Annotated in this window: 15 protein-coding genes; 7 read left to right on the forward strand and 8 right to left on the reverse strand. The window is 40.9% G+C overall.

What is annotated here, in order from left to right; translation table 11 throughout:
- From F6K54_RS19690 to F6K54_RS43025, 3 genes are all read left to right on the forward strand, one after another.
- Positions 1–3,401 (forward strand): calcium-binding protein (locus tag F6K54_RS19690; protein ID WP_293080783.1); only part of this gene is annotated, 3,401 nt, incomplete at its 5' end.
- A 1,022-nt stretch (positions 3,402–4,423) separates the two neighbouring features.
- Positions 4,424–4,786: a Lin0512 family protein gene (locus F6K54_RS19695; protein WP_293080785.1), complete on the forward strand. Its 363-nt coding sequence runs from the start codon at positions 4,424–4,426 to the stop codon at positions 4,784–4,786.
- A gap of 281 nt (positions 4,787–5,067) precedes the next feature.
- A complete protein-coding gene (locus F6K54_RS43025; protein WP_366558176.1) occupies positions 5,068–5,316 on the forward strand; it encodes a LysR substrate-binding domain-containing protein in 249 nt (82 codons plus the stop codon).
- Here the strand turns inward: F6K54_RS43025 and F6K54_RS19700 are convergent.
- Positions 5,298–5,723, reverse strand: a complete 426-nt coding sequence (locus F6K54_RS19700) for a hypothetical protein (protein WP_293080788.1) — start codon at positions 5,721–5,723, stop codon at positions 5,298–5,300. The genes F6K54_RS43025 and F6K54_RS19700 overlap by 19 nt on opposite strands.
- A gap of 229 nt (positions 5,724–5,952) precedes the next feature.
- Here F6K54_RS19700 and F6K54_RS19705 point away from each other — a divergent pair, with 229 nt between their 5' ends.
- On the forward strand, positions 5,953–7,659 hold the full coding sequence (locus F6K54_RS19705) for an ATP-dependent endonuclease (protein WP_293080790.1): 1,707 nt from the start codon (positions 5,953–5,955) through the stop codon (positions 7,657–7,659).
- Positions 7,660–8,123: 464 nt separating this feature from the next.
- Here F6K54_RS19705 and F6K54_RS19710 read toward each other — a convergent pair whose 3' ends face one another.
- Positions 8,124–8,609 carry a hypothetical protein gene (locus F6K54_RS19710; RefSeq protein WP_293080793.1) on the reverse strand — a complete coding sequence of 162 codons (486 nt, stop codon included), beginning with the start codon at positions 8,607–8,609 and terminating at the stop codon, positions 8,124–8,126.
- Positions 8,610–9,034: 425 nt separating this feature from the next.
- A complete protein-coding gene (metH, locus tag F6K54_RS19715; protein WP_293080795.1) occupies positions 9,035–12,697 on the reverse strand; it encodes a methionine synthase in 3,663 nt (1,220 codons plus the stop codon).
- Between the two features lie 1,161 nt (positions 12,698–13,858).
- On the opposite strand from metH, the gene F6K54_RS19720 reads away from it, so the two are divergent.
- Together F6K54_RS19720 and F6K54_RS19725 are read left to right on the forward strand one after the other, a co-directional pair.
- Entirely contained in the window at positions 13,859–14,101 is a 243-nt protein-coding gene (locus F6K54_RS19720; RefSeq protein ID WP_293080798.1) for a hypothetical protein, read from the forward strand.
- 306 nt (positions 14,102–14,407) lie between these two features.
- Entirely contained in the window at positions 14,408–14,581 is a 174-nt protein-coding gene (locus F6K54_RS19725) for a hypothetical protein (protein WP_293080799.1), read from the forward strand.
- Here F6K54_RS19725 and F6K54_RS19730 read toward each other — a convergent pair.
- The 5 genes from F6K54_RS19730 to F6K54_RS19750 form a co-directional block, all read right to left on the reverse strand.
- Entirely contained in the window at positions 14,573–16,249 is a 1,677-nt protein-coding gene (locus F6K54_RS19730) for a M14 family metallopeptidase (RefSeq protein WP_293080802.1), read from the reverse strand. The genes F6K54_RS19725 and F6K54_RS19730 overlap by 9 nt on opposite strands.
- Before the next feature lie 146 nt (positions 16,250–16,395).
- On the reverse strand, positions 16,396–16,974 hold the full coding sequence (locus F6K54_RS19735; RefSeq protein ID WP_293080805.1) for a CPBP family intramembrane glutamic endopeptidase: 579 nt from the start codon (positions 16,972–16,974) through the stop codon (positions 16,396–16,398).
- 408 nt (positions 16,975–17,382) lie between these two features.
- Positions 17,383–18,444 carry a DUF3326 domain-containing protein gene (locus tag F6K54_RS19740; RefSeq protein WP_375341983.1) on the reverse strand — a complete coding sequence of 354 codons (1,062 nt, stop codon included), beginning with the start codon at positions 18,442–18,444 and terminating at the stop codon, positions 17,383–17,385.
- A 313-nt stretch (positions 18,445–18,757) separates the two neighbouring features.
- Entirely contained in the window at positions 18,758–18,946 is a 189-nt protein-coding gene (locus tag F6K54_RS19745) for a hypothetical protein (protein ID WP_293080810.1), read from the reverse strand.
- A 162-nt stretch (positions 18,947–19,108) separates the two neighbouring features.
- A complete protein-coding gene (locus F6K54_RS19750) occupies positions 19,109–19,429 on the reverse strand; it encodes a 2Fe-2S iron-sulfur cluster-binding protein (RefSeq protein WP_293080812.1) in 321 nt (106 codons plus the stop codon).
- Positions 19,430–20,126: 697 nt separating this feature from the next.
- Between F6K54_RS19750 and F6K54_RS19755 the strand changes: the two genes are divergently transcribed.
- Entirely contained in the window at positions 20,127–20,501 is a 375-nt protein-coding gene (locus F6K54_RS19755) for a hypothetical protein (protein ID WP_293080815.1), read from the forward strand.
- The last annotated feature ends 442 nt before the right edge of the window (positions 20,502–20,943 follow it).

Below are 20,943 nucleotides of genomic sequence, written 5' to 3' on the forward strand. Positions count from 1 at the left end.
AAAATATCAGTCAGTTTAATGCTAGCAACCTACAGTTTACTAGCAACATTGAAATTATCAACCAGACAGAGATAAATGCTATAGTCGGTGTAGTCAATAAGTTTACCTTCAATAGCTTCATCGAAAATGAGGTGACAATTACCAACTTTAGCGCAGAAGACGCTTTTGTACTGAACTCTGAAATATTCGCAGGAATAACAACTGAAACCCTACAAGAATTGATTGTAACCCAAACAACGACTACAGTAGGAGATGCAACTTTACTGAATTTTGAGGGAACTTTTACACAAGAACAATTACTTGTGCAGTTGCAGACATTGCAGGTGGGAGATACTCCCAAGTTGCTTGTATATGAAAATGAAATGCAACAAAAAGTAGTAGCTTTCTACACAGGTACCGAAATAGAAATTTTGGCTAACTTGGAGGTTGAAGCAACTATTACGTCGGAAAACTTTGTCTTCTCTGATGATGACGACGATATGGACGACGATGACGATATGGACGATGATGATGATATGGATGATGATGACGATATGGACGACGATGATGATATGGATGATGACGATATGGACGACGATGATGATGACGATATGGACGACGACGATGATGACATGGACGACGATGACGACATGGACGACGATGATGACATGGATGATGACGATGACATGGATGATGACGATGACATGGACGACGATGATGACATGGACGATGATGATGACATGGACGATGATGATGACATGGACGATGATGATGACATGGACGACGACGATGACTTTGATGTGACAGTAGATATAGTAGAAATTAATGCTGAGGTACTAACATCACTTAATGTCACAGTAGATAATATTACGAGCGTTATTATCACCGCTGAGTCTACCCAACAAGTTCAAGAAAACTTCTTAATTTTCGAGACGGAAAGTTTTGCAAGTCTAGATATTCTGCTGACACGACTAGAATCTCTTGTGGTTGAGAGTTCAGTTGTAGTCTTAGCAAATATTGCGGGCAGCACGCAGTTAGTCTTATTCGATGGTACAAATTTTGAACTACTCCAAGACTTTGAAGTCGAAATAGAAAATATCAGTCAATTCAGTGTTTCCAATTTACAGTTTACCAACACCTTCAACATTACTAATGAAACAGAAGTAACTGCTACTGTTGGTGTAGTGGATAATTTAGTATTCAATGCTTTCGTTGAAAGTGGAGTAACAATTATTAACTATGGTGAGGAAGATGTTTTTGAACTTGACTCACAAATATTTGGGGAGATAACAACTGAAACCCTACAAGAGTTGACCGTTACTCAAACAACAATTTCAGCCGGAACTGCTAATTTACTAATATTTGAGGGTGGTTTTACACAAGAACAATTACTTGTGCGGTTGCAGACATTGCAGGTGGGAGATGCTCCCAAGTTGCTTGTATATGAAAATGAAATGCAACAAAAAATAGTAGCTTTCTACACAGGTACCGAAATAGAAATTTTGGCTAACTTGGAGGTTGAAGCAACTATTACGTCGGAAAACTTTGTCTTCTTTAATGAAGACATGGATGATGATGACGACATGGACGACGACGATGACATGGACGACGATGATGACATGGACGATGATGACGACATGGACGACGATGACGACATGGACGACGATGATGATATGGACGACGATGACGACATGGACGATGATGACGACATGGATGACGACGATGATGACATGGACGACGATGATGACATGGACGATGATGACGACATGGACGATGATGACGACATGGACGATGATGATGACATGGACGATGATGATGATGACATGGATGACGACGATGACATGGACGACGATACTCCAGAAGTCAACATTGTTATCAGTAACTCAAATACAATTGTCGTCAGCAGTGAAACTACAAACGTAGTTCAGTTCAATTCCTTAGAGGAAATTGGTGGTAACATTGTTGGTTTTAGTCAGTCAGACTCATTATCATTCAACTCGTCACTATTCGGTAGTTTCAGTAACTCCAACTTCACCAGTGTAGTTGTCACTGAGTCAACTAGCAGTACTGAGATCCAAGGCCAAGGTTTACTAATTGTTGAGCAACAAATTAATTCAGTACAAGAGCTACAAGCACTGCTAGTGAATTTAGAAGTAGACAGTCCAGTATTCATTGAATACACTAATTCCGCAGGTAATACCGTAGTCGCCTTTGCACAAAGTAGTAGCGAAGTAGAAGTTGTCAGTCAATTTGCATCCGAAGTACAGCTAACTGAGGCCAACTTTAACTTTACCCAAGTAACTACAGCAGCAGCAGAAACAGAAATTACTGCTACCGCAGGTTCAGTCAATACTATTTTATTCGAGTCACTGGTTGAAGAAATCACTATTAATGACTTTGATATAGAAACAGATATACTTCAGTTTAAAACAGGAGTATTTGGAAACTTCAACAATAGTAGCTTCACCGAGGTTACTGTGAATGAATCAACCAGTAGTGTTAGCAGTAATGTGGGCCTAGTTAAGCTGACCCAAGAATTTTCTTCTCTCACAGAAGTGGAAACACTATTAGAAGAACTTAATGTTAATGGTGTCTTTGCTACCTATACTAATGCTCAGAATCAAACTATCCTAACCTTCTTCCAGGAAGGCAGTTTAGAAGTTGTTACTAGCTTTAATGCAGAGATAGACTTAAACGCCAGTAACTTTGCTTTTGCTGGTGTACTCGCAGGTGGCGGTTCAGACGACTTCCTTTCCAGTGGTTTAGGTCCAGATGTCCTCAACGGTTTTGCAGGGGATGATACCATACAAGGTCTTGGTGGAAATGATACCCTGCGTGGTGGTGATGGTGATGACGTTCTTAACGGTAATTTGGGTGACGATCGCCTCAATGGTGGTGATGGTAATGACACTCTCAACGGTGGTTTTGGTAACGACTTTATGCTGGGAGGTGCTGGTGACGATATTTTGATAGGCCGTACTGGTTCTGATATTATGCTAGGTGGTGATGGTGACGACACTCTGAGGTCTGGCATCGGTCGCGATCGCCTCAATGGTGGTGCTGGTGACGACGAACTTACAGGTGGTGCAAGTATTGACCGTTTTATCTTTGCGACAAATCAGACTTTTAGTCAAGCAGATATTGGTACAGACACAATAACTGATTTTGTTGTAGACCAAGATATTATTCTCCTGGATAAAACTACTTTTGCTGCTCTTACCAGCCTTCAAGGTGAAGGGTTCAGTGTGGAAACAGAGTTTGCATTAGTTACCAGTGATGAAGAGGCAGAAAGTTCTGATGCGTTTATAGTCTACAACAGTGATAATGGTAAATTGTTCTATAACGCTAATGGTAGTACTGCTCATTTTGCCACCTTAACTAATAATGCGGCAATTACTGCTGAAGATTTCTTCCTGCGTTAATTAGCTTTAAGCTCACAGCTTTCAGCTATCAGCATAAGATAATAGAATCGGCGTTGCATAATTGCGGGATGATTTGAATAGTTTTGTGGAATGGGCATCTTGCCCGTTCCTGATATTTTCACTCCTTGGCAGGGACAGGCAGGATGGAGACAGGCAGGATGCCTGCTCCCACTTAACTTATATCATGTTCGGATAAACACTAACTATAAAGTCATTGCGACTGGAACGGAGTGGAAGGAAGCAATCTCAAGGGTTTGAGGTGTCTCTTCCATCTATATCCTAATCATAACTATTCAACCGAACATGATATTACCACTTATATTCATCCCGCCCCTCAGCAATGCCAGAATCACTGGGAAATTTCTAGTGCTTCTATTATTTTGAAAAAACTCTAGTTAATTTTGTGTAATATCATGTCCGGATAAGAGCGTGATAAAAAAACTTGTTCCTCCTTAATATAAAATATAATAGTTTTCATAAGGCGTGAAGTACATCAATGATCCCCCGCGCATCCCCCTTAAAAAGGGGGACTTCCAGTTCCCCCCTTTTCAAGGGCAGGGCTGTTTTAAAGTATTGTAATTAAGGATACGCGGGAGAATGGGAGTAATGGGAATAGTGGAACAGTGAAATTTGCCAAAATTTGCCGATTTTTCAGCTAATAAGCGTCTTTAAGCTCTGAGAGAATATTTGGTTCAACGCCATTTAAAAGCCTCTATCCCCGTGTCTCCGTGTCTCCGCGTCCCCGTGTCTATGGAGAATGAAACAGCCCTGCCTTTTCAAGGGGGGGTTAGGGGGGATCTCCTGACTCCTCTCTCGTTATTTATAACTATTCAACCGGACATCGTATAACTATGATATCATGTTCGATAGCATCGTTTGTGTATAAAATTAAGGTGACACTCTTGAGAAAACCTTCTGCCTCCAGCCTCCTGCCTCCAGCCTCCTGCCTTCCTTCTGCCTCCTGCCTTCCTCCTGCCTTCCTTCCACCAAAGTCTAACTATTCAACCGGACATTACATAACTATGACAAGAAAACGTTTAATTATTGAAATGGGCATGGGGATAGACCAACATGGCCAGGAACCAACAGTAGCTGCAGCTAGAGCTGTCAGAAATGCGATCGCTCATAATGCTTTACCCGGAGTCTGGGAAGTAGCAGGTTTAAGTCATCCCAATGAAATGATTGTAGAAGTACAGGTAGCTGTACCTTACCCAGAAAAGGTGAAAGTAGAAGAGGTTTTGGCTGTATTGCCTTTTGGTCAGAAAAGTATCACTATTGAAGATGGGGGTATGGTGGTGCAGGGTCGGGCGATCGCTGAATTGGAAGATAAAAATGATGAAATGTTAATTGCTGTAGCAGCAGTCACCGTGTTGGTAGATACTTAGGGCTTGCTGATTAAATCTAAAAGTATTGACTTATATTGGTAGAGCGCATTTTTTAGTTAAAAAAAGTCCAAGCTTTTAGGTTGTAATGGTTCAAAAAATTAGCATTTTAGGCGCATAGTTGCGCAGAATAATATCATGTTCGGATAATCACTTATAATAAAGTCATTGCGACTGGAACGGAGTGAAAGGAAGCAATCTCAGGGGTTTGATATATCTCTTCTATCTATAATCCTAATTATAACTATTCAACCGAACATGATATAATTCTTTCGGGCAGGACGGTGAGAAAACAGAAAGTGGTCGAGAGCACGGACATAATGCTTCAAATGGTTGCCTGCGGACGCGGAGTGGCGGCTCTACCACGCTGGCTGGTCGAAGAATTCTCTGAAAAATATCCCGTGCGTGCAGTGCGACTAGGTCCCAGCGGCATCCAAAAGCAAATCTTCTTGGGCGTCCGTCGCACCGATCTCGAAGTTGATTATCTCAATGCTTTTATGGAGCTGGCTCGTAACTACAGTGAGCATCCTTGAATAACCTGAGTTCGGGATAAGCTAATTAACAGTCCACCCCAAGCAAGAAATAAAGAAAAAACTACCGATGCGATCGCCTGCCGCACCATCAACCCCAGGGCAAACCTGAAGGACTGTTCGCGAGCGATCATTAACAGAGTAACTAGACAAGGTAGCAATACTCCAGCCAGATAAACACCAGTGAGAATTTGCACCGGGGTCAACAGGCTGACTGTATTGGGTTCAGCAAATAGCAGTAGTCCGTCTTTGCGTACTGATGCCAGAATGACAGGCGATGCAGCTTCAGGGAGTAGGCGAAACAGTCCCATTGCTGGATTAATCAACCGAATCAGACTATTCAAAACACCCAACCAGTCCAGATTTGAAGAATTATGTCGATGATGAAGATTTGATGAAGAAAGCCGCATAACATCCGCTGACAGGGCTAATATTCGGAGAGCGATTATGATAAAACCCCAATTTGGAGTGTTACCAAGACTTTATTCAGCCTAACGTCATTTATAGGGGTGTTATCGAGATCAAGATCAGCCTAATACTCCTAATTGGGGTGGTTAGCCTGACTTAGATAGGAGAAAGCATAATAAACAGGCTGACACCAAACAACCCATAAAAGGATTTCTACTACAGATTCTTGTCATGAGAAATGAGCTATTAGAAAACATAACTAATCAACTGAAGCATACTCACTTAATCACTTTAATAGGTGAAAACATGAGTGGAAAAAGTACGTTGATAAAAGAATTACGCCAATATATATCGAGAAATAGTGTTGAGGAGAATATTTTTACCTTACAAGTGGATGCCCCACAAAATAGGATTATTTTTACTGCACATAATTCAAATGCTCTTGAGATAAGAATCGACGATTTGTCATATGTTTTTCACAAATTAGCTCAAGCTGATAATACTCTAAGCGATATAGATACATATTATGAAAGGATAGTTTTAGGAGTCAATAACTCTATCAAAATATTTGACGAGAATGTAGTTATATCTTTCGAGAATTCTGAGAGCAATGCGGGAAGCATTAGAAGACATCTTGATAGAATTCTTAAGTCAAACTTAAATATCAAAGATATTTCCGAGGCTGACGATCAGAAAGTCTTACATTGGCGAAACTCTATTGAGCAAACAATAATGGATAAGACAAAAGAGATATTTGGTGATTCAGTAGAAAAGGACGATGAGGATAAAAAGATAATTTTTATTGATTATCATTCAGGTGGAAGAAAGAAATTAACTCAAGTTAGTTCTGGGCTAGAGATATTAGTTTTGCTGCTATTCATCATTGAACTTATCAAGACTTTTGAGTCAATTGGAATAAGGTTTATACTGCTCATAGATGAACCTGAGTCTTACTTGCATCCTACTTGGCAGGAGAAATTTTTATCTTATGTTCAGGCTAAAATTAGCCAGAATTTTATGGTTGTTTATGCTACACACTCTCAGTACATGGTTTCGACAAATGATCTTGATGCCATCAATATAGTGTCGTTTTCCGATGATGAAATTTTGTGCAGTAAGCTAACTGATCTGATTCCAGAAAAAATTGATGTAAGACGCGACAGAGAAATTAATATATTAAAGCCAGTTGAAGATTCTTTGGGTTTAAGTCTGAATGTTTTTTCCCTCCCATTTCTTACAGTAGAGGGAGATGAAGAATTGGCGCTACTACATAAGTGTGCGGAAAGCATCAACGTCACCAAAATTATTAGCTTGAAGGGGGCTGGCAACATTCTTCCTTACATTCAAGCTTCTATAATGTGTTCAAGGGACTTCAGAGGGGTTTTTCTCCTAGATGCCGATCTGAAAATTGAGAACTATATCAAAGGCATGGAAGACAAGCTTGGTTTAATTGATAGCATTAAAGAAAATTTCCTGTTTTTAGGGAAAAGAATATATTCATTTGATGAAGTATACAAACTGGAAAATAACAACTACAAATTGCGGCTTGAAGAATGCCTGGAAGATTTCATCGCTTCTCATTTTTATGACAATGAGGAGCAAGGATACAGATGCCTGGCTGAAGTGGCTAAAACAGTGATTGATGAATTCCAAAATAATCACAGTATTGAATTAAATAATTCTTTGACTTGCTTAGAAAACTTTACAGATTTTAAGTTTAAAGTGATTATTTCTTGCTTGAAAAATGTAAGGTATGTTCCTAATCCTTCTTTGTCAGGTACAGAACAAAAAAAGGAAAATACAAGATTACATAAAATGATGCAAGATCGCTTGAAGACGAAAATCCTGCATAATACTTTAAGTATGGATTTAAGAAAATTGGAACCTCTTATCCAAAGAGTAAATCAAAGCTTATTTTCAAGTACAGGAAATTCCTGAGTATAAGACAGTTTAATCTAGAAGCTATTGCTTATTAGCATATAGATAGGATAGGATGGCTAACTATCCAGCACAGCGGACGTTCAAAGCACATATTCATGTTGCACAGATTATCTACCGTCGCTGGCTTTCAGTGTTGAGCCGACAAATCTCAGCTAGCAAATACGGCATAGATTTACAACCCCTAAAATCCATGAAAAACATAAAACCACGGGAGATGAACCTTGGGCCTATGCGTCATTTGGAGTAGGCGATCGCTTGAAATTGGGACATTTCTCTAGAGCAAATAACAGTTAGAAAAGAGATTTGTGAGTGATGGCGACTTGCATTTTTTTCAGTAACTCCGAAAGAGGAAGTGCCCCCAAATCCCCAGCATGGCGCATATAGCCAAGGACATTCAAGAAAGGCATAGCCTTCCCGAGGGGAAATCACACACTCAGGGTTTGCTGCTCAACTAACAGGCTTCATTTAGGAAGATCGAATTTGAGATCAACCCTTGGCCGTTGTTCGTCTTGCCCAACCCTAACGCCTGGTTGGAACTCATCCCAAGCCTTACGCACTTGTTCGTAGCATTGAGGAGGGGTAATGGGTAGGTTCTTCAAATAAAAGAACGTCGCTCCATCGAAAGACTCCAGCAGCAATACAACCTCCGTTGTTGGGTAATAATTATCCACAGCTTCCACGATGTGATCAATCATAAAGCGATGGGGCAAAATTGCCGTGTCAGGAGCCGCTAACCAGGCATTCAAAAACGGCACCAGGCGAGAACGTCCGACAAAATGGGTTTTGAATGATTCTCCGCCAACCCCTAATGTTGGAGAATTTGTGCTACAAACTATCGCACCGCGCTTCTGACTGAGATGACCAACCCAAGCATTATAACCAATGACCAGCAAATTACTGGCAATAAAATCTTGATGCCAATTCGATTTATCGTTTGTTTCACTCATTTAGAGACCTATATTTTGAAAGCAAATCCAGCTTGTAGCTTGTAGGGTGCGTTAGGCAGAGCCAGAAGCTGCTGGCGAAATATTTCGTAATGTCGTGAAGCGACACCGAAGCCCCCTAAATCCCCCTTGAATCCCCCTCCCGTCCCCCTTTGAAAGGGGGAAGCCAGAGGATGCTACGCTCTTGTTTCCACGGGGGACTTTGAGTCCAGGCTCCCCCAGAATTGGGGGCTGGGGGGCTTCAAAAACCTTCGTTTTGTTGCCAATATTTCGGAATGTTAATTTCGCCACCAGCATCGGCAGAGCCGTAACGCACCGCAGATTCAGGTTTTGATGCGTTACGCTATCGCTAACACATCCTACAGAAACCTCCTTCGATCTACTTAGAGGTCGCCTGGATTTCAACACGACCCCATTGCCGATCGCTCTTACGCACTAAAATATCTAGCGACAGGATGATAGGTGGCAAAAGCAGTGGTCGTTTGCTCTGGATAAAGCTGTTCGCTCTCATCTATCGATATCCCAATGCGATCGCATCCCAATAACTTCAACTGCGGCACTTGATCCATCACCGTCGGACAAGCTGGATAGCCAAAACTATACCGAGAACCCTGATACCTTTGGGCTAATACATCGCGAATGTTATCAGGTTCTAAATCCCCATAACCTAATTCCCGCCGAATCCTGGCATGACTCCATTCTGCCAAGGCTTCCGCCAACTGCACCGCCATCCCGTGGAAGTACAGATAATCGGTGTACTTGTTGTCTCGATAAAGTTCCTGTGCTTTCTCGGTGGCGATTTCTCCCATAGTGACTGCCTGCATAGGCAAGACATCAAATTGATCGTGTTCGAGGGGGCGGATGAAATCAGCAATGCACAGCCGACGGTTGGATTTCTGACGGGGGAATGTCCAAGTGACAAACGGGGTTGCTGTTTTCGGTGTTAACCCCTGCTCAATCACACTAGGATCGTAAACATGAACAGAATTGCCGATCGCTGCACAGGGGAAATAACCATAAACTAAAGTTGGCTCCAACCATTTTTCCGTGCGAATTTTTTGCTTCCATTCTTCCAAAATCGGATGAACCTTCGATGCCAGGAACCAATCATATTCCTCGCGAGATTGGTCTTTCGGTTTACGGAATTGCCATTGGCCAGCGAACAGTGCCTGCAAATCCATGTACCAGAACAGTTCTTCTAACTCTAGATCCCCACTCCGAATAATTTTCGTCCCCCAGAAAGGCGGCGTAGGACGTTCGATATCAATGTCTACCGCTGTCGAGCGTTCGGTATCGATGACAGTGGGTTCATCGGATTTCTGCCCATCGCCATCGGATTTCTTCCCATCACCATTGACTTCTCGATCTAAATCTTCAATCGCCTTGCGTCCCTTTTGGTTAAACTGAGCAAATTCCCCTGTAAAGCCTTCGGTATCCACCCAGCATTCCTGCTCTTTGGCAGGCATCAGCCGATCCATAAAGGTCAAATCGGCAAAAGCATCTTTACCGTAAATAACCTGCCCGTTGTAAGTATCTTGACAATCGCCATACACAAATTTTGGTGTAAGTGCTGCACCGCCCAAAATCACTGGAACTGTAATACCTTTAGCATTAAATGCTGCCAAATTTTCTTTCATAAATGCTGTAGACTTCACCAGCAAGCCACTCATGGCAATACAATCAGGCTGATGCTGCTCATAAGCTTCGACGATTGCCTCAATAGCTTGTTTAATGCCCAGATTGACCACCTTGTAGCCATTATTGGTCAAGATGATATCCACTAGATTCTTCCCGATATCATGGACATCGCCTTTAACGGTAGCAATCAGGAACTTCCCTTTACCGCGATCTTCATCCTCGCCTTCGATTTTTTCCATGTAGGGTTCGAGGAAAGCAACCGCAGATTTCATGGTTTCGGCTGACTGCAACACGAAGGGCAATTGCATTTGACCAGAGCCAAACAGTTCGCCCACAACCTTCATCCCATCTAACAAGAAAGTATTGATAATCTCCAGTGCTTTATGACCTGCATCTAAACCCGCCTTTAACGCATCATCCAATCCAATCCGCTCGCCATCAATAATATGTTGCTTCAAGCGTTCGTCGATGGGCAAATCTGCTAAGGAAGCACTCGATCTAGCATCTTTTGCACTCACTCCCGCAAAAATTTCCGTCAGCTTCGTCAACGGATCGTAGGTGCAAATATCCCCTTCAAATTTGCGATTGTCATAAATCAAATCGCGACATATCTGTTGATGTTCTTCGTCAATCTTCGATAACGGTAAAATCTTGGCAGCGGAGACAATCGAACCATCCATCCCAGCTTTCATCGCTTCATTGAGGAAGACAGAATTTAAAGTGATGCGAGTGGCTGGACTCAAGCCAAAAGAAATATTAGAGACCCCCAGCATAAAGTGAACACCGGGCAGATTTTCCCGAATCAGTCGAATTGATTCGATGGTTGCTTTGGCATTTTCCCTGTCCTCCTCAATCCCAGTTGAAATCGGTAAAGCTAAGGTGTCATAGAAAATTTCATGGGGTGGAATCCCAAACTTGAGCGCGTCCTGATAAGCGCGTTGGGCAATCTCGAATTTTTTCTGGGCGGTTCGAGCCATTCCCTCTTCATCGATACAGCCGATGACAACTCCTGCACCATATTCTTTTGCCAATTCCAACACTTTAAAAAATCGCTCTTCCCCATCTTCATAGTTGGTGGAATTGAGCAAACATTTGCCCCCGGCGACCTTGAGACCCGCTTCCATTTTTGTCCACTCGGTGGAGTCGAGCATCAGTGGGAGGGTCGTATTAGTCACCAGTCGTGATACCAGTTCTCGCATATCCCGTTCTCCATCACGCCCGACGTAATCCACGTTTACGTCCAGCATATGCGCCCCTTCTTTGACCTGGGATTTAGCGATCGCCAATAACCCATCCCAATCATCTTCATTCAAAAGCTTGCGGACTTTCTTAGAACCACTGGCATTTAATCGCTCGCCAACGATTAAAAAAGAATTATCCTGCTCATAGGTTTGGGCGGAATAAATGGAAGCTGCTGCTGGCGTATAGGAGAGTGACTCTCGAATCTCACCGACGGCATTTTTTCGCACCGAACGCTCTTTTAGTGGGGTGTATTCCACAGCCTCGGCTAAAGCTTGAATATGTGCTGGGCGCGTACCGCAGCAACCACCGACAATCTGAACCCCATGTTCCGCAATGAACCCTGTCATGGCAGTTGTATATTCTTGGGGAGTCATTTTATAAACTGCCTGACCGCCAATATTTTCTGGTAGTCCCGCATTGGGGATACAGGAAATGGGGAACGGCGAATTTTCTGACAGATATTTAATATGAGAAGTCATCAAATTTGGACCCGTCGCACAATTTAGCCCCAAAATATCAATGGGGAAGGGTTCCAGAATTGCCAGTACCCCAGATATATCTGTCCCCACCAACATGGTTCCCTGGATTTCCATAGTCACGGACACCATTAAGGGGATTCGCGAACCTTTTTTGGCAAACACCGCCTCAAATGCACTTAGTGCCGCCTTAATTTGCAGAACATCTTGACAGGTTTCCACGATGAAAAGATCGGCTCCCCCGTCATAGAGACCTTCTGCTTGTACCATGAAGCTCGCTCTCAATTCATCATAAGTAATATGACCGAGGGTGGGTAGTTTGGTTCCTGGACCGATGGAACCTGCGACAAATCTTGGTTTTTCGGGAGTCGTAAACTCATCCGCACAACTGCGAGCCAACTCTGCCGCCTTTCTACTTAGCTCGTAGGCGCGATCGGCTAGATCGTACTCTGCTAGGACTAAGGGGCTCGATCCAAAGCTATCAGTCTCGACAACATCCGCCCCCGCTGCGAGAAAATCACGATGGACTTTCGCCACTGCTTCTGGCTTGGTGATGACTAAATATTCATTACAACCTTCATATTCCGCTCCACCAAAGTCCTCGGCGGTCAAGTTTTGGGATTGGATGTTAGTTCCCATTGCGCCATCAAAGATTATCACTGGACGATCTGGATTCTGGAGCCGTTCGAGAAATGAAGTCTTTAACTGAGGTTTCGGAGTTTCAATACTTAGCATAGTCGTAATGGTTATAGTTGGCCTTGGACTTCTCCTGCAACCTTTTTATTTTTAACCCCAAAGCAAGTCTGTTTGGAAGGCTGAGGAGGATAACTTTGAGAATGATAATCATTCTCAAAGTTAATATAACACAAAAATACTTTAGACATCTCCAAAAATCAAAAATAAAATCAATTTTTACCCAGAAATTATCAATTATTCTTCCCTGTTCCCTGTTCCCTGTTCCCTCTTTTCTGGAGATGTCTTTTGTATTTATTACTTGTGCGGCGACAATATAGTGGTAATGAACATCAAGTGATTCGGGCCATAGAAATAGTTAATTGTACAGGACTTACGCAAAAACACTATATATAGCGTAGGAGGCTGGTGCATTGTTAGCGCAGCTCCTCTGCAAGAGGCAGCAGAAAGACCTAAGAGCGCGATGGTTAGGAATCCCGCGCTGTCACGCAAGTGCAGCGTCGGGAGGATGTCAACACCCTATTATCCGAACATGATATAAAACTGTTCCGTCACTCGCGTTGCCTACAAATAGAACAGATAATTGTAGATTTCTACAGATTGCTAAATTTGATACACAATTTACTTTTTTTTAATGTATCATTAGTTATTAAGTTCCACTAATATCATGTCCGGTTGAATAATTAGACTTTGGTGGAGGGAAGGCAGGAGGCAGGAGGCAGGAGGCAGAAGGTTTTCTCAAGAGTGTCACCTTAATTTTATAGACAAACGATGCTACCGGACATGATATAAAACGATATCATATCCAGTTAAACAGTTATAAATAAACTACTCAGAATCCAGCAATTCTGCAATTCAGAATTCAGGAGGGAAGAAAGAAGAAAAGAAGGAGAAAGTTTTTTGATCGCGCTATTATCCGGACATGATATAAATGTATAATTTGATAGGTTTCAACAATAGAGATCGCGCAAATATCCTTTAATATTCAGGGAAACATTGAAAATTAATTACTGATTTTCTTCCGAGCGATAGACCTACCTCCTCTAAATTCCCCGTTCCTCCTGTCTGCTACCCCTACTAAAAGACTTTTTCAGCAAACCCTAATTAAATAACTTTTGTATTTAGAAATAATTAACTAAACTTTCAATTCAATCCTAAATTTTTTTTCAGTTTGTCAAGTTTTAAAATCATCATAATTTAGCCATGAATAACTGTCCTTGTTGCTCTACTCAAATGCTACGCCATAGTCGTAATTCCCAAATTTATTGGTATTGTCCGCACTGTAGAGAAGAAATGCCAAATTTAGTAGATAAGCTCAAAAAACAAATTATTTTAAACAGTTTTCGCGAACATTCTTGTCAAGTAGCAATCAAAACTGCCTACAGAAATGTAGAAACCCACCTGCATGAAGAAAAAACAGTTATGAACTTACTTGGCATTGCCTAATATCATGTTCGGTATGTGGTGGTTATTAGGTAATATCATGTTCGGTTGAATACTTACACTTTGGAGGTCCGAAGGCAGGAGGCAACCCACCCCTAACCCCTCCCAGGAGGGGGAGGCAGAAGGGAAGAAAGGGTTCAAAGGGATAAAGTTTTTTTATAACTGATTATCCGAACATGATATAAGTCCTGAATTTAAGTGTTTGTAGTGCGGGCATCTTGCCCGCGATGTGGAATGGGCATCTTGCCTGTGATGTGGAATGGGCATCTTGCCCGCGATGTGGAATGGGCATCTTGCCCGCGATGTGGAATGGGCATCTTGCCCGCGATGTGGAATGGGCATCTTGCCTGTGATGTGGAATGGGCATCTTGCCCGCGATGTGGAATGGGCATCTTGCCCGTGATGGGGTGTACCTCACGCTTAATGGAATCTGCTGTAACTACTAAAAATCATAAAATCATTCAGCAACGCCAATTATTTTAAAGTAATAACAGCTTTCACCACACCCGCACGTTGCCCCCGTGCCATCATTTCAATTTCACAACCAGCAAAACCTTTAACCACCCACTCAACATGACAACGATAATCATTACCTCGAGCAGAATTAGCAAAAGCTTTATTCGATCGCCCCTCCAAATGACCTATTTCCTGTAACTGCTTCCCACTAAGCAACATTACACTTTCAGGCAAAGTCAACATCACCTCTATAGAGCGAACACTTTTTCCTTCCCTCGCTTTTTCACTGGTATAAGTAGGCAAAAATCCCTGATTTTCCAACTGCACCACTACCAGATAAATATCGCCACCCTGATGCTCAACTACCGTCTGACTCACTGCCAAACGAGGTGACATCAAAGCATGAAAAATAGCAAACTGACAATGTTGCTCGCACAACTTTGGTAAATATTCCACAGGAGCATTTTGCCAAACCTCCTTATAATTCCATCCACCAATTTCTACAGTACCCAGTTGCGGATGTTCAAACCGTTGCCAGTCAACAAAACCCTTCCCACCCAACTTTTCATCATTCCACTGCATCAATTTCAAATCATCTGAAACAGGATGGCGTTGTAACCACTTAACATAATCTTCCTTCTTAACTCCCGCTGCCGTAGGTGCATCCCAAAGCTCTATAACAAAACCAAACCAACCAAAGCGCTCGTAACAATAATCATCCATTGCACCATAAGTCTTCCGGTTAGCAGGATAACAAAAGTTATGATAAACCGAAACACATTCATAACCAGTAATTTCAGTACCCTTTTCCCCAATCAAATTGTAAATTTCCAAATCCTCCACAGGCAAGCAGTCATCTGGATAAATGCTATAAGGACGTAAAATTACTGCAGAAAAAGTATGATAACTAATAAAACCATTAATATTAGAATGCTCGCGCCAAAATTCTGCTACAGCACGAGTTTCCGGTTCAGAAAAAGGAAAATCCCCAGCACCTTTTTGTTTTCCCTCCGGTTGCCACTCATAAGGATAGTTGCGATTAAAATCCATTCCTTCCAGTGCAGGAGCAATTTTAATATCATAACCATTATAGTTTTTGATAATTCCCTCTTGCAGAATAGTGTAGTAAGTGCCTCCAAATTCATCAGGTTCGCGACGCACCATTATTCTAGAGTCTTCTGGGGAAATTTTCCACGCTCCACAATCATCCTTGAGTCGCATCTGCAAAATTAACCCATCCCCATTTACATCTTCCCAATGGAGTCCATCACGTTCTTCGGGATATGGATAATGACGAATACTCGATCGCAATCTTTGGGGAGTTGTTAAATATTGTTCTGCTCCATCAACAGCAATACGAGGTAGTACATAAACTGTGTAGTTGTCTAATAAACGAGTAATTTGAGGTTCGCTAGGGTAATTATTAAGTAGGTGATAAATAATATATAGAGCAACAGCAGAACCTGTAACTTCTCCAGCATGAATATTAGCATCAATCCAATATCCAGGTTTTTCTTTTGCTTTTCCTGTATTTTGATTAGTAACAGTAGCTAAGAAAATATCCAGTCCGCCATAGCTTTTACCAATAACTTTTAACTCAATCAAATGGGGATTACTTTCACTCATTTGATATAAAAAATTTACCACTTCTTGATATGTATAGTAGTGGCTAAAATCAAACCCTGATTCTGTCATTTTAAATTATTAAGTCTCTATATATAGCAATCTTATTTTGAGGTGTGAGATATGGCCGAAACCGTTGCCTATTTCCCCAATCTCCGCGTCCCCGCGTCTCCGCGTCCCCGTGTCCTACCCCCACCAACCAATTTTTTCAGCAAACCCTAATTATGTTCCCATTTCCACATACTACTAGAAATCAAATTTGTCAAAATGTGCGCGATAATTGGTATTAATAAATTACCTGTTGCTAAGGCACTATATCCCAACACAATTCCAACTATTGTTGCCCAAAGCATATAAGGCCATTGTTGCTTACCGCTCAAATGTAAAACACCAAAGAAAATACTTGAAGCAATTAATGCCACTGTATCCAATCCCAAGGCAGATAAAATTACACCTCGAAATAACAATTCTTCACTCAATCCTGGTAGTAACCCCAACCAGATTAAATCGGGCCATAATAAAGGATTCACAACTAACTTAAGATATTGATCTGCACTACGACGATAGGTCGGCCAAATGCGATAAACTAAAGAACTAGCAATAGTAATACCTAAGGCGATCGCTACTCCCCACAACAACGCTCTTGGATTCCAACTCACAGGTAATAAATTAACACCAAGTAGCAAACAGGTTTTAGAGATTGCTAGTAATACCAATGCTGTTACTCCCATTGCCACCAATACTTGAGTACGAGTTAGAGGTTCGATTTCTGGATTTTCAGGAATTTGCTCTGTCACTTGTCCTCTATCAAATTAACTTTAGATTTTCAGGACTTACGCATGAGGTACGAAAAACTAGGATTTGAGATTGCTTTCCGTTCCGGACTGCTGTGCAAACCCTGTCAGTCGCTTTGGACGAAAATTACCTTGCAGGTGCGTAAGTCCCAATTTTATATTTAACTATTGTACAGGATGGTATAGCGCTACGCGTAAGTCAGAAGCCAGAAGTCAGAAGTCAGAAGTCAGAAGTCAGAAGTAATCCCTGAATGAGTTTTTCCTGGGGAAATGCTCCGCAAAGAGCATTTATAAATGTCCACGCCCCATTTGAATTTTAGCAATAGTGCCGCTACGCGGAAATCATGCATTCAAAAGTCAAAAGTCAAAAGTATTGATTGGTAAGGCTTTTCGGATTTTGTAACTGGTTAGTTATTTCTGCCATCCTGCAATAGGTAATATTTGTGGCCTCAAAGCTTCTGGATTAATGCCAGCTCGATGAGCAACCAATACCCCCAACGCCTCCAAATATGAATTCACCTCTAATGCTTTTATCCCCAAACTTTCTGGTGAAGCTTGCATTTGAGTTTGATTTTCTCTAACAGCAATAATTTGCGCTGGAGTTTGACTAAAACTCATTACTGCACTACCACCACAAGCAGTAGCAGGTACAACTACAGCATCTACTTGTTCTGCCAAAATGGTATTAGGAAGTAAGGGAGTATCTTTTGTATTTACTAATTGTGGCGCTCGACTCAACCCCACTAATACACAAGGTAAAAATGTGTAACCAATTTCTTCCGCAGCAGACCTAGGAGATAAATTAGGGTCTAAGGGTAGAGGTAATAAAGCAGGAGCATGAGCGCAGGGAACCTGAAAAGTTTTGACAATCAAATGACTAATAACTGCTTCTGCACCAGCTAAAGGGTCAACTCCTTGTCCGTGGCGATATAGTTGTAATCCTGTACTACCTTCATCATCGGGAAATCTGGCAACAACAGCGATCGCTTCTGCCTTAGCTTTGTGAATTAGAGTTTCTGCCGCTCGTAGCAAACTATCTGAATTAGCTATTGTGCCCCAGGATGCCCCAGACTCAGATTGTTTTAATTGTACTTCTAGTGGAGCATCTGTAATTATATAATCTGTGAGATTTAGCCCTAAAGTTGCTCTAGTCGCATCCGCAGCTTGTAAATGGCGCAGTTGCAATTCTGGCTCAATGCCCTGGTCAAGAATTAAACCCACTCGGTTTTGATGTACAGGTTGTAATCCATACCATCCCTGAGCAAATTTGTCAAGGGCATAGCCTTCTACATATAGGGCATTAGATAGTGGCCAATAGAGTTGTGCCCCATTCAGAACATTGGGGTGAGTAATTAGGAGGTCACAAGTTTGTGCGATCGCTCGTGCCACTGGTAGAGCATCTCCAGCATAACCACCAATAGATGCACCGATACCAGTTGGAATAATTAAGACTACTGTATAAGGACGAGGTATCAAATTAAGGCGTTTTAAGGGGTTGGTAAATTAGTGTATGATATTAATCTTAATTGCTTAGGAGTCAGGAGTCAGGAGTCAGGAGTCAGGAGGAAAGAAAGAAAAAGAAACAGGAGTAGTAGGATTGCTATAATACCAAATTAATATAAATTTTTGATAAATGATAAATACGAAATATTCTTTTGAATTTATATCACAATATGATTGCGTATTTTCAAAGTAAAACTAATTATAAAAATCCTTAAAAGAGGACTTCATATAATTAGTCTAAGTTAGCAGTTATAGTTGATATAACTCTTTAAAATTGGGAAATTTATGTTGTAATTGAGTTAGTTTTAACTACTACAGCTTCTACATGAGCCTTTTGTGTTTCCGTATCTACTTTAGTCACTGCCCAACGTAGAGGTTCGCCACGTTTTTCTAACTCTTTTTCAATTTCTTGATTGAGTTTATTTGGTGATTCTTGCAAGTCAATTTCAGCATTAATAAAATGAGTAGTCATTTCAGTTATCAGTTATCAGTTATCAGTTATCAGTTATCAGTTGTCAGTTGTCAACGGGGGTCCCTAAAATTGTTTGGGGCGATCGGACACGAAGTTGCTGGTCGTTGACTATCCATAAGCAATTTTCCCTTCTGCCTTCAGCATAGCTGCCTCCTGCCTTCTTCAAGAAGCACCAAATTGGCGATCGTAAACCTCATCTTCCTTTCCAGTTTCTATCTTTAAATTAGACCGAGGATAGGCAACACATAATAAGACATAACCCTCTGCTTGAAGTTCTGGACCAACTCCCATACCATCAGCTTGATCTACAGTACCCTCTCCAAGAATTTTTGCTGCACAAGTTGTACAAACTCCTGCATTGCAAGAATTAGGCAAATCCAGTTTAGCCTCTTCAGCAACCTTTAATATTTTTTGATCCTCTGGCACCTCAATAGTGTGAGTTTTTCCCTCGTGTTGAATTTCAACAGTATAAGTCTTTGACATATTGTAATTTGTAGATTTAATTCCAGAGAGGAATTTAGGGTCCTTGATTTTATTAAACCTTATCTAGGTTAGCCCTTTTAGAGATTGAGGGCAACATTAATTATCCGAAATGAAACAAAATTTTACAATCCTAATAGTTACAAAATTTTTCAATATTCAAAAATCATTTAACTGAGAGAAAACTTATTTTTATCTTTAGAACTATTTTTTATTCAAATAGAATTTTTATTAACAGCAGGTATTACTAATTAAAGAAAATCTAAAAGTAATTTTATCTAGAACATAAATTTCAAAATCAAACTTATTTTATATCAAAAGCAAAAACTCATACAAAGCATTTTTTTCCTTATTCCTTCTCTCCTAGGTAACTAAACGTCTTATTATTTATTTTTTCTACTATGTATAATATACAAAAAAACCTGCAGTATTAAAAATAATATTTTAAGGTGACCAGACAAAAATTGACGCAAAACAAATAACATAAAGTAATTTCATAAAAATCATTATATAGTTCATAAAAACATCTATTTTTCTGCCTATAATCTCCTGAATAAAATTAATTTCAAAGCAAAATAAGACCGTTTTTAATATTTTTATTACTTGTTCTATGTGTAGCGATCGTCACGGTTTTTTAAACTTATTTTGTACAATTGATATAATTGAAGTCAATTATATTTTCACGATCTCAGGAAAAAAAATGGAAGGTCAACAGTACGAATTCGAGCAGTCTCAAAATGAATTAATTTTGGACTTATCCAACAAAATGCGCTTTGTTAGCTACTTTTTAATTGCTATCGGAGTTCTTGCTGGAATAATTGGGTTATTTAGTGTAGATCCAGGTGCTATTATTCAAGGGGTTGTTCAAACATTCATTGGTATTTGGACTTTAAATGCTGCTTCTTCTTTTAAACTCATTGTTGATACAGAAGGTAATGATATTGTTAACCTGATGGGTGCTTTAGGTGAACTCCGCAAACTATATCGACTACAATATTGGTTATTAATTATTGCTCTAACTTTTATGGCGATCGCACTTGTTGTAGTTATTATTGCAAGTTTTTTTAGTACCTAGACCTAGTAATATCAAATCTGGAGAGTGTGCGGAGTGGGGGAGTGGGGGAGTAGGAATGATGTACAAGATGAATAGTGAAAATATTTTAGTGCGGGCATCTTGCCCGCGATGGGTGTACCTCACGGGCAGCGGAAAAAGCTGTATTATATCATGTCCGGTAGCATCGGAGCGTATATAAAATGAAGGTGACACTCTTGAGAAAACCTTCTGCATCCTGCCTCCTGCCTTCCTTCCACCAAACCCTAATTAGGGCTTGCTGAATAAATATAAAAGCATTGACAGATAAAGGTAAGTGCCTTTTTGGGTCTAGAAATTGTACAAGGTTTTCGTTCTAGGGAACTCAAAAAGCTAGGATTTTGGGTTGACTATCGCAGAAAAATCAAGGGATAATTCTTTCTACTGCCTCCTTTAAATTCCCCATTTCTCCAGTATAGCTGTCTCC

Source organism: Okeania sp. SIO3B5, assembly GCF_010692555.1.
Classification (GTDB): domain Bacteria; phylum Cyanobacteriota; class Cyanobacteriia; order Cyanobacteriales; family Microcoleaceae; genus Okeania.